Annotated in this window: 18 protein-coding genes and 1 riboswitch; of the genes, 9 read left to right on the forward strand and 9 right to left on the reverse strand. The window is 31.0% G+C overall.

Annotation, left to right across the window (positions count from 1 at the left end):
- Positions 1–3: 3 nt before the first annotated feature.
- The 6 genes from CPJCM30710_RS10475 to CPJCM30710_RS10500 form a co-directional block, all read right to left on the reverse strand.
- Positions 4–1926, reverse strand: a complete 1923-nt coding sequence (locus CPJCM30710_RS10475; protein WP_212904121.1) for a PrkA family serine protein kinase — start codon at positions 1924–1926, stop codon at positions 4–6.
- Positions 1927–2211: 285 nt separating this feature from the next.
- A complete protein-coding gene (gene recQ / locus CPJCM30710_RS10480) occupies positions 2212–3978 on the reverse strand; it encodes a DNA helicase RecQ (RefSeq protein ID WP_212904122.1) in 1767 nt (588 codons plus the stop codon).
- A 615-nt stretch (positions 3979–4593) separates the two neighbouring features.
- Positions 4594–5406 carry a bifunctional hydroxymethylpyrimidine kinase/phosphomethylpyrimidine kinase gene (gene thiD / locus CPJCM30710_RS10485; RefSeq protein WP_212904123.1) on the reverse strand — a complete coding sequence of 271 codons (813 nt, stop codon included), beginning with the start codon at positions 5404–5406 and terminating at the stop codon, positions 4594–4596.
- 62 nt (positions 5407–5468) lie between these two features.
- Positions 5469–5579, reverse strand: a riboswitch (TPP riboswitch).
- A gap of 201 nt (positions 5580–5780) precedes the next feature.
- A complete protein-coding gene (gene sdaAA, locus CPJCM30710_RS10490) occupies positions 5781–6668 on the reverse strand; it encodes an L-serine ammonia-lyase, iron-sulfur-dependent, subunit alpha (protein WP_212904124.1) in 888 nt (295 codons plus the stop codon).
- Between the two features lies 1 nt (position 6669).
- Positions 6670–7350 carry an L-serine ammonia-lyase, iron-sulfur-dependent subunit beta gene (gene sdaAB, locus CPJCM30710_RS10495; protein ID WP_212904125.1) on the reverse strand — a complete coding sequence of 227 codons (681 nt, stop codon included), beginning with the start codon at positions 7348–7350 and terminating at the stop codon, positions 6670–6672.
- Positions 7351–7564: 214 nt separating this feature from the next.
- Complete coding sequence (locus tag CPJCM30710_RS10500) at positions 7565–9223, reverse strand: nucleoside kinase (protein ID WP_212904126.1); 1659 nt, start codon at positions 9221–9223, stop codon at positions 7565–7567.
- A 173-nt stretch (positions 9224–9396) separates the two neighbouring features.
- On the opposite strand from CPJCM30710_RS10500, the gene CPJCM30710_RS10505 reads away from it, so the two are divergent.
- The 3 genes from CPJCM30710_RS10505 to fba all read left to right on the forward strand — a co-directional run bounded on the left by CPJCM30710_RS10505 (position 9397) and on the right by fba (position 11732).
- Positions 9397–10098 carry a DUF421 domain-containing protein gene (locus CPJCM30710_RS10505; RefSeq protein WP_212904127.1) on the forward strand — a complete coding sequence of 234 codons (702 nt, stop codon included), beginning with the start codon at positions 9397–9399 and terminating at the stop codon, positions 10096–10098.
- Positions 10095–10475, forward strand: a complete 381-nt coding sequence (locus CPJCM30710_RS10510) for a DUF4363 family protein (protein WP_212904128.1) — start codon at positions 10095–10097, stop codon at positions 10473–10475. The genes CPJCM30710_RS10505 and CPJCM30710_RS10510 overlap by 4 nt, the downstream gene beginning before the upstream one ends.
- A 393-nt stretch (positions 10476–10868) precedes the next feature.
- Positions 10869–11732 (forward strand): class II fructose-1,6-bisphosphate aldolase, encoded by an 864-nt coding sequence (fba, locus tag CPJCM30710_RS10515; protein WP_212904129.1) that lies wholly within the window; start codon positions 10869–10871, stop codon positions 11730–11732.
- A 71-nt stretch (positions 11733–11803) separates the two neighbouring features.
- Here the strand turns inward: fba and CPJCM30710_RS10520 are convergent, their stop codons facing one another.
- From CPJCM30710_RS10520 to CPJCM30710_RS10530, 3 genes are all read right to left on the reverse strand, one after another.
- Positions 11804–12391: a GNAT family N-acetyltransferase gene (locus CPJCM30710_RS10520; protein WP_212904130.1), complete on the reverse strand. Its 588-nt coding sequence runs from the start codon at positions 12389–12391 to the stop codon at positions 11804–11806.
- A gap of 237 nt (positions 12392–12628) precedes the next feature.
- The gene (locus CPJCM30710_RS10525; RefSeq protein WP_212904131.1) at positions 12629–13669 is read right to left on the reverse strand and encodes a nucleoid-associated protein; all 1041 of its coding nucleotides are present in this window, start codon (positions 13667–13669) and stop codon (positions 12629–12631) included.
- Between the two features lie 17 nt (positions 13670–13686).
- Positions 13687–14184, reverse strand: coding sequence for a hypothetical protein (locus CPJCM30710_RS10530; protein ID WP_212904132.1), 498 nt, complete (start codon positions 14182–14184; stop codon positions 13687–13689).
- Between the two features lie 239 nt (positions 14185–14423).
- On the opposite strand from CPJCM30710_RS10530, the gene CPJCM30710_RS10535 reads away from it, so the two are divergent.
- The 6 genes from CPJCM30710_RS10535 (at position 14424) to CPJCM30710_RS10560 (ending at position 21036) form a co-directional block, all read left to right on the forward strand.
- Positions 14424–14984 (forward strand): class IV adenylate cyclase, encoded by a 561-nt coding sequence (locus CPJCM30710_RS10535; RefSeq protein ID WP_212904133.1) that lies wholly within the window; start codon positions 14424–14426, stop codon positions 14982–14984.
- A gap of 326 nt (positions 14985–15310) precedes the next feature.
- Entirely contained in the window at positions 15311–16216 is a 906-nt protein-coding gene (nadA, locus tag CPJCM30710_RS10540; RefSeq protein ID WP_212904134.1) for a quinolinate synthase NadA, read from the forward strand.
- An 86-nt stretch (positions 16217–16302) separates the two neighbouring features.
- The gene (locus tag CPJCM30710_RS10545; protein WP_212904135.1) at positions 16303–17610 is read left to right on the forward strand and encodes an L-aspartate oxidase; all 1308 of its coding nucleotides are present in this window, start codon (positions 16303–16305) and stop codon (positions 17608–17610) included.
- Positions 17591–18427, forward strand: a complete 837-nt coding sequence (gene nadC, locus CPJCM30710_RS10550; RefSeq protein ID WP_212904136.1) for a carboxylating nicotinate-nucleotide diphosphorylase — start codon at positions 17591–17593, stop codon at positions 18425–18427. Before CPJCM30710_RS10545 ends, nadC begins: the two co-directional genes overlap by 20 nt.
- Before the next feature lie 378 nt (positions 18428–18805).
- On the forward strand, positions 18806–19711 hold the full coding sequence (gene nadA, locus CPJCM30710_RS10555) for a quinolinate synthase NadA (RefSeq protein ID WP_212904137.1): 906 nt from the start codon (positions 18806–18808) through the stop codon (positions 19709–19711).
- A gap of 5 nt (positions 19712–19716) precedes the next feature.
- The gene (locus CPJCM30710_RS10560; RefSeq protein ID WP_212904138.1) at positions 19717–21036 is read left to right on the forward strand and encodes an L-aspartate oxidase; all 1320 of its coding nucleotides are present in this window, start codon (positions 19717–19719) and stop codon (positions 21034–21036) included.
- Positions 21037–21278: the final 242 nt, after the last annotated feature.

The following is a 21278-nucleotide window of genomic DNA, read 5'->3' on the forward strand; positions in this document are numbered from 1 at the left end:
TTATCAGTCCTTCCACAAGTTGTTTGCAGCATATTTTAATATAACGTCGCAACAGTGAGAACAATACCCATTTTTCTTCATTTCCTCTACCATGACGCTATATTTTTCATCCTGCTCCTTATCTCTAACTCTTGATTTAGTTATAATTCTTGATAAGTCTTTGACAGAAGCAGTTAGCTTCTTTTCTATAGCTTCCTTTAGTGGTTCATAGGAAGTATAATCTATCTTTCCACCATTTCTAACTACATAGAACATATAGGATGTAACATCTGATCTAAACCCTTTAGATGAACTTTCAGAAATTCCTATCTGCTCTTCAATACTTCTCATAAAGCTTTCATCAGGATTAAGCTCTTCTCCAGTAGAAGTATCTTTAAGCTTAGCCTTATTAACATAAGCCTCTGCATTATCTAGATAGTTGTTAAATAAGCTTTCAGCTTGCTCTCTGAAAGAATGAATAAATGCCTTGGTAATTTCCTTTTCAAGGATTTTATTATATTCCTTTCTGATAGTATCCTGAATAAAACCAAGATACTTTTTCTTATCTTCTTGAGAGATGTCTAAATCCTTTACGGACTTGATCATACTTTCCATTATACTTAGAGCATTTATGCAGTGGAAATCTGAGTTGGAAAGAGCATTATCTATGGCTTTTACAATAAATCTAGTAGATATACCCTTCATACCTTCAGTTGGACCTGCTTCTTCTCTTAATTCCATCATGTCGATCTTCTTAGTACTTCCCTTCTCCACAATATCTTCTCCGTTATAAATCTTAAGTTTTGTCATTGGATCAACCTTTGATGAAGGAGAAAGTCTTGAAAGTATAGCTAGCATTGCAGCTACTTCTATAGTATGTGGAGCTATATGGGCTTTGAAATTACTCTTTCTTAATATCTTTTCATATATCTTCTTTTCTTCATTTAACTCTAAGCAGTACGGAACTTCAATCTTAACAATTCTGTCTAGTATAGCTTCATTCGTATGATCTGACTTGAACTTATGCCACTCTGCTTCATTGGAGTGTGCAATTATAAGTCCATCAAAATAAATCATTGACCCCTTACCTGGAGATGGTATAGATTTTTCTTGTGTAGCGGTAATTATTGTATGAAGGTATTCAACATCATTCTTAAATACTTCTATAAACTCAACTAAACCTCTGTTACCTACGTTAAAGGCTCCATTTAGTGAGAATATTCTCGGATCATCTTCTGGATACATATCCATTTTAGAAATATCTATTGAACCAGTTAAAATAGAAGTATCCTGATTATTTGGGTCAACTGGTGGAACAACACCTATTCCTTTTCTTGATCTTATAGAGAAATTTTTTGTCTCTACAGGAAAATCCTCATATCTTCCCTCAAATTCATTCATTAGCCTGTAACGACATACTGGGCAAAGATCACCTTCGATCTGCACTCCGAGCATATCTTCAAACTGTTTTCTTAAATGCTTTGGAATAAGATGTAGAGGTTCTTCATGCATTGGACATCCTTTTATAGTATATATTGGATCAGATTCTTCTAAAGCTTTCTTTAATGTTTCTACTAGTGATGATTTTCCAGCTCCTACAGGTCCAACTAAATAAAGAACCTGTCTTGCTTCTTCTCCCTTCATCGAAGCAGAATAGAAATAATTAACAAGCTTCATTAACACCTTATCAATTCCAAAGAAGTCATTCCTAAAGAAGTTATACCTCTTTATAATGTCATTTCCGTAGATTTTTTTAATTCTTGGATTTTCCTCTGGTTTTAATGATTCACTACCCTTACTTACTATCATTTCATAAATTCTTTTATGAGATAGTTTTGCGATGTCTGGATTATTCTTTATTATTTCAAGATATTCTATAAACGTCCCTTCAAACTTTTCTTTATTATGCCTTTCTCTATCACTCTCAATAAATTGTTTAAAATTCATACATCCTCCCTCCTTTTGTAAAAATATATTCAACAAGATACTCAATCTATGACAAATAAAAGAATGAATATCTATTAAAAATAACGTTTTTTTTTATTTCCAATAACAAATACCTAATTTTTTCACAAAAATAAAGTTGACCAGGCATCGAACCTGCTCAACTTTAACCACATTTCACCTAATAAAATAACAAAAAATAAAATTGAATAAGCTCAATGCCTATTCAATTTCAGCTAAATTTTATTTTATAAAATAATAATAAATAAAGAAATTACCTCTTAAACCTTATCTAGTTACATGATCGTTAATTAAGTTTAATATAAATTCGCCATATCTTTGAAGTTTTTTCTCTCCAACTCCTCTTATTGATAAAAGTTCTTCTCTGCTTCTAGGCTTAAAATTTGCAATTTCTATAAGGGAAGCATCAGAAAAAATAATATACGGCTTTACCCCATCTTTTTCTGCCATATTCTTTCTTAAGATTCTCAATTTTTTAAATAGAATCTCATCTTCTACTACCTCTATTGCACTATTTTTTAATCTTAAAATTGCCTTTTCCTTTCCCTTAAGTATCTTAATAGATTTTTCATTGAGTTTAAGCATAGAATATGTCCCTTGCTTTAAGTTCACATATCCTTCCTCAATCATAGAACTTATTATATCTTTTATAAACCTTGAACTATAATCCTTCATAATTCCATAAGTAGAAAGCTCATTAAGCTTATTTTCTATAATTTTTGCACCAGAATAACCTCTTAAAATATCTATTAAAACTGATATACCAAATCGTTCTCTAGTTCTATATACACAGGATAAAATTTTCTGAGCTTCTATGGTTATATCTCTAAGCTCGTCATTACTTAAACAATTACTACAATTATTGCAATAATCCCTAGCATCATTATCTCCAAAATAACTTAGTATAAAATTTCTATAACACCGCTTTGTTTCACAGAAATCTACTATAGCTTGAAGCTTTCTTATCTCTATTTCTCTCCTACTAATAGATGATGAGGTATTTATTATATACTCCTGCCTTGGTATGTCTTCTCTTGAATAAAGGAGATGACACCAGCAGTTTTCTCCGTCCCTTCCGCCTCTTCCTATTTCCTGATAATAGCTTTCTAAATTCTTTGGAATAGAAAAATGTATAATAAATCTTACATTAGATTTATCTATGCCCATACCAAAAGCATTAGTAGCAACCATAACATAGAATCTTTCAAAAAGAAAATCATCCTGAAACTTCTCTTTTTCCTGATCCCTAAGACCTCCATGATACTTCCCTATACTAAATCCCCTTTCTCTCAGATATTCATATAAGCTATCTACTTCCTTTCTTGTAGCACAGTATATAATACCTGATTGTTCAGGATTGTCTCTTAAGAAATCCTTTATAAACTCCAGTTTATCTACTTCTTTATGTATATTTATTAAAAGATTATCTCTATTAAAGCCACCTAAATAAGTAAAAGGATTAGTGAGTCCTAAAAGAGCTACTGAATCACCCCTTACCTGTTGAGTAGCTGTAGCTGTAAAGGCAGTAACCACTGGCCTTCTTTTTAAGGATTCCACAAAGGAAAAAATAAATCTATAGCTAGGTCTAAAATCATGTCCCCATTGAGATACACAGTGTGCTTCATCTATTGCAACTTGTGCAATATCTAAAGTTTTTAGAAGCCTTACACAGTATTCTGATTCAAGTCTCTCTGGCGCGATATAAATAAGCTTATATCTTCCTATAACTCCACCATCTATAATTTCTCTTATTGCATCCATTTTCAGAGTACTATTTATGTACGCTGCAGGAATACCTATAGAATTTATACTATCTACTTGATCCTTCATAAGAGAAATTAAAGGAGATATTACTATTGTTACACCCTGCATAAGCACTGCTGGAACTTGATAACAAATAGACTTACCACCTCCTGTTGGCAGTACACCAAACACATCTCTTCCCTTTAATATGTTTTCAATTATTACGTATTGGCCTTCTCTAAAGCTGCTATATCCAAAATATCTTTTTAACACCTTAAGTGCTCTTTCCATATATACTCTCCTTACATAGAAAGTTTATATAGATAAACAACTTCATAACTTAATTTATAATTCAGAAAAAAGTACTGCATGTTAGGGCTATTTGCTATTATTTCACAAAATGAAATCTAGCTAAAAATTAGTAAATTCCATACCTATTAACTTTTATTTTTCCTGAATTGGTTAAGTTTTTAAGTCACTTATCTTAATGAATTAATTCTTATTTGCTGCGATTTCACTTTGTGAAATCTCTCTAAAAGTGAATAGGTTTGATACATATTCACTTTTATTTTACATCACTATTTAGTAAATGTAAGTTTCTAGATACGAGACATCATTATTAAAAATATTGCCTAAATAATCTAAACTTATAAATAAAATTATCTTTGTCCATATTATACTTTTTAACGAAATTCTTTGCTATATAAATGCATAAATTAATAACCAATTTACAGCTAACTATGGCTTGAAGTTGTGTATCTACAGCTTGAGTGAGATTTCACTTCGTGAAATGACAGCTTATCCACAATTCTTGAATTTTATAACTGGTCTAAAGAGTAAAAAAAAGCAGACTCAAAGCCTGCAATAATAAATTATAAAATTAACTTTTTAGTATAATATTTAATCTTACTTCTCTGATAAAATGCCAGCATTTTTATAAAGCTCATAAAAATGATTTGTTGGCCCTACTCCCTTACCTAGTTTAAAACCATGCTCAATAGCAATCGTTATATAATTTTTTGCTTCTTTAATAGCTTGTGCTATAGGCATTCCTTTTGCAAGGTTTGCTGCGATAGTTGAAGAGAGAGTACATCCGGTGCCATGGGTATGGTTATTTTTAATTTTCTCTCCCTCATAAACTAAAACCACTTGTCCATCATATAAAAGATCGGTAGAGGTATCTTTTAAGTGGCCGCCCTTCACCAATACGTACTTTGAGCCAAACTTCTTCAATTCTTTAGCTGCTTTCTCCATCTCCTTTAAAGAGGTTATTTCTCTCCCTAAAATCTCTTCTGCTTCTGGTAGGTTAGGAGTTATCAATGTTGTCAACGGAAAAAGCTCCTCTATAAGAGCTTCCTTTGCATCCTCAGATAAAAGTTTAAAACCGCTTTTGGAAATCATAACTGGATCCAATACTACTGGTGGAAGTTCTTTTACCTTCCTTAAGGCTGCTGAAATTGCTTTTATTGATTCAACTTTAGAAACCATCCCTATTTTTACAGCATGAACTTCAATATCCTCAAAAATAACTTCAATTTGTTTAGATATCATTTCAGGATTTACATCCTGAATTCCAAAAACCCCTTGAGTATTTTGTGCTGTTATTGCTGTTATTACACTCATGCCATAAACCCCATTAGCAGAAAACGCCTTAAGGTCTGCTTGAATTCCAGCTCCGCCACAACTGTCTGATCCTGCAATAGTTAGTGCATGAAACATAATCTATACCTCCTTATGTATTGATAGTAAATAAAAAGTGTAGCCTAGGCTACACTAATACATTCGTTCTATTAATGCTTCCCTACGCTGGGTCTAACCAGATCAGGTGTTAAGAGTCAGAGAATACCGTTCTCAATCTCAGCTGGCAAATACCAACTCCCCTAGCACATTTTTAATTTTATAAAAAAACTTTAACATATTAATGAAAATTTATCAATAAATATAGCTAAACAATTTCATAACTCAATTTATAATTAATGATATACACATTCATATTAACTTAAGGATTTTAGGAAAATTATTAATTTCGGAGACTTTCCCTTAAAACTTGTTAAAGGTTGAAGTTGTTTATCTTTAGTATGAATACTATTCTCTTAAACTTCAGAATTATTATTAAAAACTTTATCTCTTAGCTTTAATCCTGTTTTTGTGACTGCAAGTCCGCCCATTGCAGTTTCTCTTAATTCACTAGGAAGGCTCTTTCCAACTTTAAACATAGCTTCTACAGTATCATCAAAAGGAATTTTAGAATTTATCCCTGCCATAACTATATCTACTGTTGTAAGAGCACTGACAGCTCCTGCAAAGTTTCTCTTTGCGCAAGGAACTTCTACAAGCCCAGCAATAGGATCACAAACAAGTCCCAATATATTTTTAATTACAATTGCCGCTGCATCAAGGCTCATCTCGGGAGTGCCCCCCATCATTTCCACTACAGCAGCTGCTCCCATAGCTGCAGCAGACCCACATTCTGCCTGACACCCACCTTCAGCTCCAGATACTGTTGCATTTTGAGAAATCATCATACCTACTGATGAAGCAGCTAATAACCCAAGTATAAGGTCATCGTCTTCTAGACCTAATTTTTCTCCTGCTGTAAGTATAACTGCTGGTAAGATACCACAAGAACCCGCTGTAGGACAAGCCACTATTTTTCCCATAGATGCATTAACTTCAGCACATGAAAGTGCTCTCGCCATAGCCTTCACCATAACCTCACCAGTTAGTGAATTACCTTGGTTTAAATAGTTATTAAGCTTATATCCATCTCCACCTATTAATCCACTCACAGAATACACTTTTTCTTCACATGCTTCTGTAGCAGAATTCTTCATAACATTTAAGTGTCTTCTCATTTTTTCAATAACATCTTGTTGTGAGCATTCATTATACTCTATTTCAAGGTTGATAGCATAATCACTTAATTTCCAGTTCTTTTCACTACACAACTTAAGTAATTCTTCACCATTTCTTGCTATCATGTTATATCCCTTCCTTTACTGGATTTATAGTCGTAACCTTTGAAATAGCTTCTATTTTTTTTATAGTTTCAACTATCTCTTCAATAATAGCACTATCTACCCCAAAAACCATTGTTGCTTCCTTACCCTTTTGAGTTCTAAAAACGCTCATAAATGCAATATTAATATTATTATCATAAAGTATTGCTGTTACTTTAGATATAACCCCAGGAATATCTCTATGAGATATTATTACTGTTGGATATTCACCAGTGAAATAAACTTCTTGATTATTTACCTCTGTTATTAAAATACTTCCGCCGCCAATAGAAGATCCAATTATCTCACATTCATTGTCAGCTCCACTATTAATAAGGAACTTCACTGTATTGGGATGTCTTTCTCCTAAATCAGCTTCTTTAAACTCATATTTAATTCCTAAATTATTTGCAATTTCAAGTGAATTTCTTAACCTTAGATCACTTGGTTCCATACCAAGTATACCAGCAACTAAAGCTCTATCAGTACCGTGTCCCTTGTAAGTTTTTGCAAAAGAGCCATGTAAAAAAAATTTTACTTCTTTTATATCTTCCCCAGCTATAGCCCTCGCTACTTTCCCTAATCTTGCTGCACCTGCAGTATGGGAACTAGAGGGTCCAATCATTATAGGTCCAATCACATCAAATACTCCATATTTTTTCATATGTTTTCCTTCATCCTTTATATAAAATGTTACTCACTTTTCTCTTAATAATACTTTATTATAACATCTTTTTATGATTATTACCGCGAAAATTTTAACGATAAAATTATTTTTCATATCTATAATATTGATAATTAATTTTTAACATTATAGATAAACAACTTAACATTAATTTTCTCTCAAATTTTATATGTTAATTCATAAACTATAAATATTAATATTTATAAAAACAACTGCCACCTATAAATTCTCTTAAAATTGAGTTTTCAGGAACCCTATTACTTTCTATTTCTTTAAAAAACTTCAAAAATGAAATAAGTCGTAATGATTCATAATAAACAGGACTATCAGATTGTATCTTTAAAAGCTCCTCTATGACATATTTTTTCAAAACAGAAAGTTCATATACTAAAACTGAGTTAAACATAACATCAGCCTGCTCTTGATAGATAAAAATATTTTTTTCTTCTCCTCTTTTAATTGCTGGCCACATTAAAAGAGTTACTTCTCCTCCATATCCTCTTGAAAGATAGTCTCTTACTATTCGTCTCACTTTTCTAACATCAGTTGTTGCTATTCTATTATGATTATCTATATTAAGTTGTGTTAAAGCACTAATATATACTTTAAACTTATTATGATCCGGTATAGAAGATGTAAGCATATCATTAAGTCCATGAATTCCTTCAATGAGTAAAATTCCATTTTGAGGAAGATTTATCTCATGTCCTATCCACTCTCTGTTACCAGTTATAAAATTATAACTTGGAAGTTCTACCTTATGCCCTTCTAATAAGAGATTTAAATGTTTATTAAAAAGCTCCAAATCCAGTGCATGTATAGATTCAAAATCAGGATTCCCATCCTCATCCAGTGGTGTACAATCTCTATTTATAAAGTAATCATCGAGAGAAATAGAAATAGGTATTAATCCATTTACCCTAAGTTGAATAGCTAATCTTTTTGAAAAGGTAGTCTTCCCTGAAGAAGAGGGTCCCGCTATTAAAACTATTTTAACCTCTTTTCTATCATGTATCATATCTGCAATGTAGGCTATTTTCTTTTCATGCAGAGCTTCTGATACCATAATTAAGTCGTTAAGTTCCTCGCTTTCTACTTTATCATTTAAAGAACCTACATCAGCTACATCTAAAATATTAAGCCACTGCTCAGTCTCATTGAATATTTTCTCAAGTTTTTTCTGTTCAATAAAAGCAGGTAATTCTGTTGGGTTAGTTTCTTCTGGAAACCTCAAAAGTAACCCTGGTTCATGATACATTAAGTCAAAGTACTTTAAAACACCTGTTGAGTAAGCTAAAGATCCATAAAAATAATCATACCTACCATCAAGTTCATAAAGTTTTATCTCATCATTCTTTACATATTTTAATAATTTTACCTTATCTAACATCCCATAAGAGCCGAAAATATTAATAGCAGTTTCTCTTTTTATAGAGATCTTCTTTATTGGAATATCTTTTTTTATTATTTCATTCATTCTTTCCTTTATTTTTAATACATCTTCTGTATCTAACGCCTTTTCTTTATGAATTTCTCCAAAAATACCTTTACTTAAGGAATGCTCTATAGTTATTTTGGAATTAGGAAATAAATCAAATACAGCTTTGATAAGTACAAATTGAAGAGTTTTTGCATAGGCTCTATTAGCTATTTTGTCATCAATTCTAACCACATCAAAATACCCTTCCTCCTCAATAGGTGCTGTAAGCTCAAATAGTTTATTATTGAGCTTTCCTAAAATTACAGGTAATTTTTCATCCTCATAATTGTTCTTAATTAGAGTATAAAACTCTACACCTCTTTCAACTTCTACAATTTTTCCAATGCTTAAAGTGATCTTTAATCTTGTCATAACATCATCCCCTTAACAATCTACACATAACTATCCATAAAAAATTCCACAACCGTTAAATACACTAACTTATTTAAGTCTACTATTATTATACAATTTACTCTTTAAAAAAATTATAACCTCTGAATAATTTGAACCAACCTTACAAACTATATTTAAAGAGAGGTGGTTAAATGTTTATTGTACTGATAAGAACAATAATTCTTTACTTCCTTGTAGTGCTTGTTATAAGACTCATGGGAAAAAGACAAATAGGTCAACTTCAACCATATGAATTTGTAATAACTATAATGATTTCAGATTTAGCTGCTCTTCCTATGCAAGATACAAGGCTTCCTTTAATATTAGGCATTATACCAATCATAACTTTATTAATGGTTAAAACTATACTTTCAGAAATCCAACTTAAAAGCACCATAGCAAGAAAGATTATTGATGGTACACCATCAATTTTAATTAAAGAAGGAAGAATTAATTTTTCAGCATTAAATACCCAAAGGGTAAACATAGATGATTTAATGGAAGAGCTTAGATTAAATGGATACTTTAATATTGATGAAATTCAATATGCAATTCTAGAAAATAACGGACAAATATCTATTATACCAAAGAAAAAAGTATCCCCTGTTACTAAAGAAGATTTAGGAGTTAAAGTAAAAGAAGAAACCTTACCAATAGTACTTTTACATAATGGAAAAGTAAATAAGAAAGCACTTATAACACTTAATAAGAATGAGGAATGGTTTTTTTCCCAGCTTAAGGAACACCACATTAAAAATCAAGAAGATTTACTTATAGCTATGCTAGATTCTAACGGTAAATTCTTCTATCAAACTAAAAAATCTTTACAGGATTTTGGAGATGAAAATCTATGAAAAATACTATTATTTCTCTTTTAATTTTTTTGATACTTTTTGGATTTATATTCCGCTCTCACAACACTCTTTTAACCATCTGCGGAAGTATTTCCGAGAAATGCGAGACTCTTGAGGACCTAATAAAAGATGACAATTGGAATAAAAGCTATGAACTCGCAGTAGAACTTAAGGATCAAATAGAAGAGAGCTTTGAATATATCTCTGTTTATATGAATCACCAAGATTTAGATATCCTAACTAATGAAATCTTAAGACTTTCTCAATATACTAAATACAAGAATAAATCTGAAGCTTTAGCAAGCATTCATGTAATAAAATATTCAAATAAGTCAATACAATCGCTTCAAACTCCAACTATACAAAATATTTTTTAATTTAAATATATAATATTATCCTTTAGATAAAACCAACCTTTATGTAATATATTGTAATACATTTAATTTTGTTGTAAAAATTGATATAATTATAAATATAACCAAACTCAGTTACTTGTAAATATCAGAAATTGTTGTATAAATTCACATAATGATACAATTTATTCCATTTTATCTTTGTGCAAATATTATAAAAGTTTTCTAAATTTATATTATTTATGTAGAAAATATACAAATAATATTATATAATATATTAGACGGGTAAGTCCCAGTGGGACACTAATAATCCCGTTACTATAAAATATTTTCTTTAAAATAGGAAGATAATAATAGGTAAGATATTATTTTATCTAAAAATCCTATATGAAAATAAAGATTTTGAGGAGGTAACGTATGTTAGTTTCAGCTAAAGAAATGTTAAACAAAGCTAAAGAAGGAAAGTATGCTGTTGGTCAATTTAACATCAACAACTTAGAATGGACAAAAGCAATTTTATTAACTGCTCAAGAAAATAATTCACCAGTAATCTTAGGTGTATCTGAAGGTGCTGGAAAATATATGGGTGGTTACAAAACTATCGTTGGAATGGTTAATGGTTTACTTGAAGAATTAAACATCACTGTTCCTGTTGCATTACACTTAGATCATGGTAGCTACGAAGGCGCTTTAAAAGTAATCGAAGCTGGATTCTCTTCAGTTATGTTCGATGGTTCTCATTACGCTATCGAAGAAAACATTGAAAAGACAAAAGAAATGATCAAAATTGCTGGAGAAAAAGGTATTTCTGTAGAAGCAGAAGTTGGTTCAATCGGCGGAGAAGAAGATGGTGTTGTAGGTACAGGTGAAATCGCTGATCCAGCTGAATGTAAAGCAATCGCAGGTTTAGGCGTTACAATGTTAGCTGCTGGTATTGGTAACATTCATGGTAAGTACCCAGCAAACTGGAAAGGACTAGACTTTACTGCTTTAGCTGCTATCAAAGACGCTACAGGTGAAGTTCCACTAGTTTTACACGGTGGTACAGGTATTCCTGCAGAAATGATTAAAGAAGCTATTTCTTTAGGTGTTGCAAAAATCAACGTTAATACTGAACTTCAATTAGCATTCCAAGAAGCTACTCGTAAGTATATCGAAGCTGGTAAAGATTTATCAGGCAAAGGTTTTGACCCACGTAAATTATTAGCTCCAGGATTCGAAGCAATCAAAGCTGGAGTTAAAGAAAAGATGGAGTTATTTGGTTCAGTAAATAAAGCTTAATATATAATAAAAAAATCGCGACATATGCCGCGATTTTTTTTATTTTAACCGAATACAAAGAGACAACATATTTACAACTCTTTTACCATTCTATATAGATTTTTATCCTCAAGCTTCATTACTTGCTCTATCGTAAAACCTTCAGAAATATAATACTTTATAACCTTTTCGTCCTTGGTAGTTAGAGAAAGTTTATCAAACCCTATAAGATATGCTTCTTCTTCTGCTTTTTCAAACAAAGCCCGTCCTATGCCCTTACCTCTAAATTCATCAAAAACAGCAATATTTGAAATATACAGTTCTTCTCTTTCAGCTTCCTCTAGATTGTAAGATAACTCTTTATATTCAATAAACCTTTTTCTAAAATCTTTATGTTGATATTTAAGAAGTATTTTATCTGTATTTTTACTTAACCTCCTCAATTCCACATAAGGTATAAGAAGTATCATTCCTACAACCCTATCATTTAACTCTGCAACCATTACAAGCTTGGAACTGTATCGGTTATCTTCATCCTCTAGCAATTCTAAAATTCTTTCTAAAATTTGTTCCTTTTTACCCTTTCCCCAAATTACCTGTGGAAAAGGCTCCGTTGAGTAAATAAGCTCTGCAATCATACCAAAATCATTACTCTTTGTTTTCCTGACCTTTACCTTCATAAAAACTCCCCATTATTTTCATTTGGGTTTCTACACTTAATTATATGATGATTAAAATTTATTAGTTCAAATAATTTTCCTAAAATTCTTAATTCAATTATGAACTTGTATAGCCTGAATTATAAGTTCAGTTATAAAGCTGTGTATCTATAGCTTAAGCCAGATTTTACTTTGTGAAATCACATAAAATGAAATCTAACTAAACTAAGCAGGCATTAGGCCTGCTTAATTCTAGTACTATTTCTCAATATAATTAATTACATGCTTTATAACCATATTGATGCTTCCATCACCATTTCTTTGAATCTCAAACCTTGTTGGATCATGATATACATCTTCATTTAAATAAAGATCTATATCCTTATCAATCTTAAGTCTTATCCTTTTAAGCTTCTTTTCTACCCACTGCTTATCAACAGCAATCTCCTCATCCAATCCATGTGAAGCTACAAACTGTGTAAAATTTTCTTTTGCTTGTGGCTCTTCTTTAAAAAGTTCATGTGAAAGCTCTTCAATATTAATTGTATCTGCTTCTTTCAACTTACTTTTAATAGAAGTTCTTATCTTTTCTGCCTTATCAGCATCTTCATACACATTGTTTCTTGTCCATGTTTCTGCAGCCTTTAAAAAGGTTTTAGTCATATCCCTTTCATTAGTTACTATGCTACATCCAAGAAAATTGTTTATAAAGTAGTTTGCACCGTACTCATCCTCATCTTTTGACTTCTTTTGTTTATCTATAACCATCAAGTTAATATCTTGCTCTGGTCTTAGGGGCTTTATAAAAGCACACTTTTGTATTCTTTGACTACTTACAGGCAGCCCTGCCCCATGAGGAACGATGTCAATTCCTATTTTCTCTCCAATAAAATCGATTTTATGAGTAAAGTTTTTTACATAATCCATCTTTAATATACCAAGCATTGGCCCTTGATCCGTTGATAATGAAACTACAATTAAATCACAGGAAGGTATGTTTCCATTTCCCTTCATTACGGCAAACATTTGTCTTGCCAACTCTTGAGATACAATAACTATATCTGTATTAATTCCATTTAAATACTCCTGAGTAACTTCCTTAACTATATTTCTCTCAGGGTTAAAAACAGCATACTTTAGCTCTTCATCTCGGAATGATCTTTCTATATGTCTGTGAAGAAATTTATATATTTCTTCAGTAAGTTCCAACTTATACCCATTTAATATGGGTTCATCTCCATTATTATCCAAAATGTGAATTACAGCTTCTACAATATTTATGTCGCTAACATATTCCATTTGCTCACCATCCTAAGTTAGTTCTTTTTTACCGCCTTTGGGTTAAATAAACGGCAAGTATCTATAAATTCATCATTTGGTACAAATAAAACCTGTGCTCTTTGATTTCCTTCAGTAACTAGTGCAGCATACACCTTGCTATTATTTCCCTTTGGTACTGCATTTATTATTTTTTCAGGCTTATTTGTAAAATCCTTATATTCATTACTTTCAAGAGGTGTAAACAGAGAAACTTCTTTCATATTAAAAGTTATTTTTGGCTTTCTTGATTTTGCTTCAAATAATGAATCTATATCCACTTCTCCATTGGTTATACTATATTCATACTCAACATATAGAAATCTCTTAGCATAAAATATTATACCTGAAGATACCAAGAAAATTAAGCCTGGTATAACTCCTCCTAATGTCATACATAATAGTGTAAAAATTAAACATACTATCATGCCACCATTAGCTAACTTATAGAGACCTAAGTCTTCCGTTGTTACAAACTGCTCTTTGAATTGATCCATTGCCACTTCCCCCTTGATACTTTTATTTTCATGTAATATATTATATCATAAAAGTATATCGTTTTCTTTAAACGTGACTTATACATTAAAATTCTACAAATCCTCCAAAATAAGTATGCTAGAAATATTTATTTTGTCTAAAAATAAACGACTTCGCTCCTTACTAAAATTGAACAAGTATCAAACCTATTCAATTTTGGTTAGAAATAATTTTTATAATTACAAGAAAGAGGTGCCCAATGCAAGAATTAGAAACAAGGATTATTGATATTGATGTAGATACTATACGCAAAAAGTTAATTGAAATGAATGCCGTTAAGGTAAAGGAAGAACACCAAGTTAATAATATTTATGATTATCCAGATAGAAAATTATTGAATCAAAAAGGATATGCTAGAGTTAGAGAGGTTTTTGATTCTCTTAATAATAAAAATGTTTATTTCATGACTACAAAAAAAATGCTTTCTCAAGAAAAATTTAAAGTTATGGAGGAAAATGAAGTTATTGTTGATAACGGAGAAGCTGCAAAAAATATTTTTAAATCTTTAGGGCTTACCTTAGTTGAATCCATAAAAAAATATAGAGAAAGCTATAAATACAAAAATACCTTAATTGAAATTGATATAAATGATGAAAGTTTTTGTCCTTTTCCTTACATTGAACTTGAAACATCTTCTGAGGAAGAACTGGAAGAAATTGTACTACTTTTAGGCTATACTATGGAAGATACTACTTCTAAAACTATTTATGAGCTTTTAAAAGATAAAGGCATAAGAAAAGAAGGTCCAAAAGGATTATAATTAATACTTTAAGTGCTTGCTAGAAAACTGAGCAGGCTCGATGCCTGTTCAGTTTTTTTATAAAAAATTTTAAATTATCTAATATTTGTAATAAATAACAATATATTTTATGGTATAATATTCTACAAATGTAATCTAAAGTATATTTGTAGAAAACTAATATTATTCTCTATAACGATAATTTTTGACGTATTATATCAATTTTTTATTATGACAAAGCCATATATCCCCTGCTTATACATGTTGCATTATACGTCATATATTGATATATTATTATATATACAACAGGTGTATATACACCTGTAAAAGGTAGGTGTAATGACATAATGGATTTAGTAAATGAAATAAAAAGATTAAAAAAAGAAAAGAATGCAATAATATTAGCTCACTATTATCAAAGACCAGAAATTCAAGAAATAGCAGATGATATAGGTGATTCCTATTATCTAAGTAAGGTTGCAAAGGACTGTCCTGAGCAAACAATAGTTTTCTGTGGAGTAAAGTTTATGGCAGAAAGTGCAAAAATCCTATCTCCTCACAAAACTGTTCTTTTACCAGCATATGATGCAGGTTGCCCTATGGCTGATATGGCCGCTGCTGAAGATGTCGTAAAATTAAAAGAAAAACATCCAAATGCTAAAGTGGTTGCATATATAAATTCTACAACAGAAGTTAAAGCAGTAACTGATGTATGTTGTACTTCGTCTAATGCTGTTAATATTATAACAAACTTGGACACAGATGAGATTATTTTCCTACCAGATAAGAATCTAGGATCCTTTATTCAAGAAAAAATTCCTAACAAAAAGATGATTCTTTGGAATGGCTTCTGTATTACTCATAAGAGATTACAACCAGATGAAATAATCAAAGCAAAAGAATCTATAGAAAATGTTATAACTCTTGCTCACCCTGAGTGTGAGAAGGAAGTTAGAGATCTTGCTGATTTCGTTGGAAGTACACTTGAAATATTAAACTACGCAACAGCTAGTGATAACAAAAACTTCTTAATACTTACAGAAGAAGGAATAATGCATCAACTTAAGAAACAAAATCCTGATAAAAAGTTCTACACACCAAGAGGCGGAATGATGTGTGTAAACATGAAGAAAACACATCTTAAAGATGTATATGAAGCACTTTTAAATAATCAACATGAAATAACTATTGATGAAGACATTAGACTTAAAGCTTACGGAAGTTTAATGGAAATGCATAGATTAGCAAAATAAAATAATTGGGGAAAAAATAATATTGAGATTTACCTAAGCGGCTTATGTTTTACTTAGGCCGCTCTTATTTTTTGGGGGGTAATATGATGAATATCCATACTGATGTTTTAATTGTGGGTACTGGGGCTGCAGGTCTTTATTGTGCATTAAATCTTAGAAAAGATTTAAACATAACTTTATTATCAAAATCCTCTGCTAATGAATGCAATAGTTTCTTAGCACAAGGAGGTATTTCTGTTGCTCGAGGCGAAAAAGATTTCCCATCATTTATTGATGATACCTTAAAGGCTGGTAATCATAAAAATGATAAAAAAGCTGTAAAAGTTCTAGCCAGTGAATCTATGGATGCAATTGACAACTTAGTATCACTAGGAGTACCCTTCGACAGCGATTTAGAAGGAAATCTACGTTATACTAGAGAAGGTGCACATTCTATTAACAGAATTGTACATTGTGAAGATAGAACCGGTGAAAAAGTTCATTCTTACCTTTTAAAAGAAGCTTTAAAGAGAGATAATATAACTATGTTAGAGGATTCTTTTTTAGTAGATTTAATTACTAAAAATAATAAATGTATTGGAGGGATTGCCTTCAGTAAAAATAGTCCTACTAATATTTTTGCAAAATCAGTAGTTATCGCTACTGGCGGTATAGGTGGTCTTTTTAATAACTCTACAAACTTTCAATCAATCTCAGGAGATGGAATAGCTATTGCTCTCAGAAGAGGTATAGATGTAGTTAATATGAATTATATCCAATTTCATCCTACATCTCTTTATGATGGCTCCTCTATGAATAGAAAATTTCTTATATCAGAAGCTGTAAGAGGAGAAGGCGCTAAACTATTAAATGTTAATGGTGAAAAATTCGTAGATGAACTACTCCCTAGAGATAAAGTAACAGCAGCAATTTTTAAAGAAGAAATGAAAACTAGTTCAAACTTTGTATATTTAGACACTACTTTTATGAAAAAAGATTTTCTCGTAAAAAGATTTCCAATGATTTATAATGAGTGTTTTAAAAGAGGTATAGATATTTCCAATGAGCCAATACCTGTAACCCCAGCACAACATTATTTCATGGGAGGCATAAACGTAGATCTTAATTCTAAAACTTCAATGGAAAATCTTTATGCATGTGGTGAAGCAAGTTGTACTGGCGTACATGGTTCAAACAGATTAGCAAGTAACTCTCTGCTTGAGGGATTAGTATTTTCAAAAAGAGCCGCCACTCATATAAATAATAATATAAAACCATATAGTATATGTTTTTATGACTCAACACCTTCTATTGAAGGTGATAAAGACTATTATAAAAAACTTTTCAAAAATATTTTAATACGAGCAATTTGTGACGTGAGAGGAGATATTGTAAATGAATTGGTTGCTTTATGATGATATATTAAAGAATGCTATTAAGGAAGATGCTCCTTTTGGAGATGTAACCACCTCCTCTATTGTAGATGAATCAAATATGTCCCAGGTTGAACTTCTTTGTAAAGAAGATGGTATTATTGCAGGACTTCAAGTATTTAAAAGGGTCTTTCAACTTATTGATGATGTTGATATTGAATTCTTTGTAAATGATGGAGATGAAATAAAAAAAGGTCAGCTTCTAGCAATTATTAAAGGAAAAACTCATGTATTACTTACAGGAGAAAGAACAGCACTAAATCTTCTACAAAGAATGAGTGGTATTGCGACACTTACAAGTAAATTTGTAAATGAGCTAAAAGGTACTAGTACCAAGCTATTAGATACAAGAAAAACAACACCTAACTTAAGAGTTTTTGAAAAATATGCTGTAAAAGTTGGTGGAGGCACAAATCATAGATTTGGCTTAAGTGATGGAGTTATGTTGAAGGATAATCATATCGCTGCAGCTGGTGGTATAAAGAATGCGGTGGAACTAGTACGAAAAAATGCTCCTTTTGTTAGAAAAATTGAAGTTGAGACAGAAACTCTTGAACAAGTTCAAGAAGCTTTAGACGCTGCTGCCCATATTATAATGCTTGATAACATGGATATTGAAACCATGAAAAAAGCAGTAAAATTAATTAGCGGAAAGGCAGAAACAGAAGCTTCTGGTAATGTTTCATTAGATAATATTAAAGAAGTAGCTACATCTGGAGTAGATTTTATTTCAACAGGTGCTATTACTCACTCTTTTAAGGTTTTAGATTTAAGCCTAAAAAATCTTAAAAACATATAACTTAAAAAAATCGCCAAGGCGACTGTGGAGTTATCGATTTTTTTACGCATCTGCCTTTCCGAACACATGTGAGGAAAAATTGGCAGGCGAACTATATTTTATTTTCTACTCTTTAGGTGTCGTAATTAACCTGGCAATCCTAAATTACATTTTTAAGCTATCCACAATTCTTGAATTTTATAAATTTCTAAAGAGTAAAGAAAGCAGTTTGAATGCAGCCATGATTGGCTTTGTTCAAACTGCTTTTTAATTTGCTGTAATATATATAAAATATTTATTTAGCAATTAACACAATATATATATAGATACAAAACTTCATAACTAAATTAATTAAAGATTGAAGTTATTTATCTTTACATATAAAGGTAGGTGAAAGATATGGATTTAGTTAAAGAAATACAGAAACTAAAAAAAGAAAAGAATGCAATAATACTAGCTCATTATTATCAAAGACCAGAAATTCAAGAAATAGCTGATTTTGTAGGTGATTCCTATTATCTTAGTAAAATAGGGAAAGATTGTGATGAACAAACTATTGTTTTCTGTGGAGTAAAATTTATGGCAGAAAGTGCAAAAATTCTCTCTCCTCAAAAAACTGTTCTTTTACCCGCTTATGATGCTGGCTGTCCTATGGCAGATATGGCTGTTAGCGAAGATGTCTTAAAATTAAAAAAAGAACATCCCAATGCAAAAATAGTTTGCTATATAAATTCTACTACTGAAGTTAAAGCAGTTAGTGATGTATGTTGTACTTCTTCTAATGCTGTTAAAATAATACAAAATATTGATGCAGATGAAATTATCTTCTTACCAGATAAAAATCTTGGTTCCTATATCCAAGAGCAAGTTCCAGAGAAAAAAATGATACTTTGGAGTGGTTACTGTATTACTCATAGGAGAATAAGTCTAGAAGAAATCAAAAAGGCAAAGGATTCTATAGAAGATTTAATTATTCTTGCCCACCCTGAATGTGAGAAAGAAGTTAGAGATATTGCTGATTTTGTTGGCAGTACTCTTGAGATAATAAATTATGCAACTTCTAGTGAAAAGACTAACTTTTTAATCGGCACAGAAGAAGGAATACTTCATGAGCTGAAAAAGAGAAATCCTAACAAAAAGTTTTACACACCTAGGGGAGGAATTATGTGTGTAAATATGAAGAAGACAGTGTTAATAGACGTTTATAATGCACTTCTAAAGAACCAACATGAAATACATGTAAATGAAGATATTCGAGTTAAAGCTTATGAAAGTCTTATGAAGATGCACATTTTAGGTAGGTAAATATCTTGACCATTTATACTGACGTTTTAATAATTGGAACAGGTATTGCTGGTCTTTATTGTGCATTAAATCTTAGAAAAGACTTAAATATTACTTTGATATCAAAATCCTCTGCTCAAGAATGTAATAGTTATTTAGCACAAGGAGGTATTTCTGTTGCTAAAGGAAAAGAAGACCTCCCCTTATTCGTCGAGGATACTTTAAAGGCTGGTGATTATAAGAATAACAAATTAGCTGTTGAAGTTTTAGTTAATGAATCTATAGGGGCAATCGACGGTTTAATAAAGTTTAATGTGCCCTTTGACAGAGATGATGAAGGCAATCTTCTTTATACTAAAGAAGGTGCTCACTGTACCAATAGAATTGTACACTGTAAAGACAGAACTGGTGAAGAAATCCACTCTGCCCTTTTCAAAGAAATCCTAAAAAGAAATAACATAACTGTATTAGAAAACACTTTTTTTATAGATTTTATTACTAAAGAAAACAGCTGCCTTGGAATCACTGCTATTAAAGATAACAATGCTTTAAACATTCTTGCTAAAGCAGTAGTGCTCTGTACAGGAGGGATAGGTGGTATTTTTATTAATTCTACTAATTATAAATCAATCTCAGGAGATGGAATAGCTATTGCTCTTAGAAGAGGAGTAAAAATTAAAAACTTAAATTATATTCAATTTCATCCTACTTCTCTTTATGATAATTCATCATCTGCACGAAAATTTCTTATCTCAGAAGCAGTAAGAGGAGAAGGTGGAAAACTATTAAATATTTTTGGTGAAAGATTTGTAGATGAGCTTCTTCCAAGAGATAAAGTGACAGCCGCAATTTTTAATGAACTGAAAAATACTGATTCAAAATTTGTTTATTTAGATGTTACTTTTATAGATAAAAATTTCTTGATAAAAAGGTTTCCTACAATTTATAATGAATGTTTAAAAAGAGGAATAGATATCTCTAAAGACCTTATACCTGTAACTCCAGCTCAACATTATCTAATGGGTGGTATAGAGGTAGACCTTAACTCTAAAACTTCAATGAAAAATCTTTATGCATGTGGTGAGGCTAGCTGTACTGGAGTACATGGTGCTAACAGATTAGCAAGCAACTCTCTGCTGGAAGGCCTAGTTTTCGCTAAGAGAGCTGCTATTGATATAAATAAAAATATTGAGTATAATTCTATTCAATCTACTGAATTTATCTTTGCTCCAGAAGGTAACATAAACTTTTACCAGGAGTTCTATAAAAGTATTTTAGTTCAAGAAATATGTAAAATTAGAGGAGATATTATTGATGAATTAGTTCCTATTAGAATAATCTATTAAAAATGCAACTAAGTGGCTACGCTACGCTTTTTAAGTTGTAAAAATTTATACTTTCTTAAACAATAAAAAATCTCCTAGGGAGGACTATTTATAGAGTTATCCATAGATTACAAATTTTATAACTGACCTATAGAGCAAAAAATAAAATTGAATAGGCATGGAGCCTATTCAATTTTAGCCAAACTTCATTTTGTGAAATAGCAGAAATAAATTATTTATAACTTTATTAAACTTTTACTTTA

This window comes from Clostridium polyendosporum (assembly GCF_018332455.1).
GTDB lineage: Bacteria > Bacillota > Clostridia > Clostridiales > Clostridiaceae > Clostridium_AY > Clostridium_AY polyendosporum.

Excerpts from the sequence above, each read along its gene's own strand:
- CPJCM30710_RS10505 (WP_212904127.1), top strand. The coding sequence starts at position 9,397 with ATGTTTATTGTACTGATAAGAACAATAATTCTTTACTTCCTTGTAGTG.
- nadA (WP_212904137.1), top strand. The coding sequence starts at position 18,806 with ATGGATTTAGTTAAAGAAATACAGAAACTAAAAAAAGAAAAGAATGCA.
- thiD (WP_212904123.1), bottom strand. The coding sequence starts at position 5,406 with ATGTTTCATGCACTAACTATTGCAGGATCAGACAGTTGTGGCGGAGCT.
- CPJCM30710_RS10520 (WP_212904130.1), bottom strand. The coding sequence starts at position 12,391 with ATGAAGGTAAAGGTCAGGAAAACAAAGAGTAATGATTTTGGTATGATT.
- CPJCM30710_RS10530 (WP_212904132.1), bottom strand. The coding sequence starts at position 14,184 with ATGGATCAATTCAAAGAGCAGTTTGTAACAACGGAAGACTTAGGTCTC.
- CPJCM30710_RS10475 (WP_212904121.1), bottom strand. The coding sequence starts at position 1,926 with ATGAATTTTAAACAATTTATTGAGAGTGATAGAGAAAGGCATAATAAA.
- sdaAA (WP_212904124.1), bottom strand. The coding sequence starts at position 6,668 with ATGATAGCAAGAAATGGTGAAGAATTACTTAAGTTGTGTAGTGAAAAG.
- sdaAB (WP_212904125.1), bottom strand. The coding sequence starts at position 7,350 with ATGAAAAAATATGGAGTATTTGATGTGATTGGACCTATAATGATTGGA.
- nadC (WP_212904136.1), top strand. The coding sequence starts at position 17,591 with ATGAATTGGTTGCTTTATGATGATATATTAAAGAATGCTATTAAGGAA.
- CPJCM30710_RS10535 (WP_212904133.1), top strand. The coding sequence starts at position 14,424 with ATGCAAGAATTAGAAACAAGGATTATTGATATTGATGTAGATACTATA.
- CPJCM30710_RS10500 (WP_212904126.1), bottom strand. The coding sequence starts at position 9,223 with ATGACAAGATTAAAGATCACTTTAAGCATTGGAAAAATTGTAGAAGTT.
- CPJCM30710_RS10545 (WP_212904135.1), top strand. The coding sequence starts at position 16,303 with ATGAATATCCATACTGATGTTTTAATTGTGGGTACTGGGGCTGCAGGT.
- fba (WP_212904129.1), top strand. The coding sequence starts at position 10,869 with ATGTTAGTTTCAGCTAAAGAAATGTTAAACAAAGCTAAAGAAGGAAAG.
- nadA (WP_212904134.1), top strand. The coding sequence starts at position 15,311 with ATGGATTTAGTAAATGAAATAAAAAGATTAAAAAAAGAAAAGAATGCA.
- CPJCM30710_RS10525 (WP_212904131.1), bottom strand. The coding sequence starts at position 13,669 with ATGGAATATGTTAGCGACATAAATATTGTAGAAGCTGTAATTCACATT.
- CPJCM30710_RS10510 (WP_212904128.1), top strand. The coding sequence starts at position 10,095 with ATGAAAAATACTATTATTTCTCTTTTAATTTTTTTGATACTTTTTGGA.
- recQ (WP_212904122.1), bottom strand. The coding sequence starts at position 3,978 with ATGGAAAGAGCACTTAAGGTGTTAAAAAGATATTTTGGATATAGCAGC.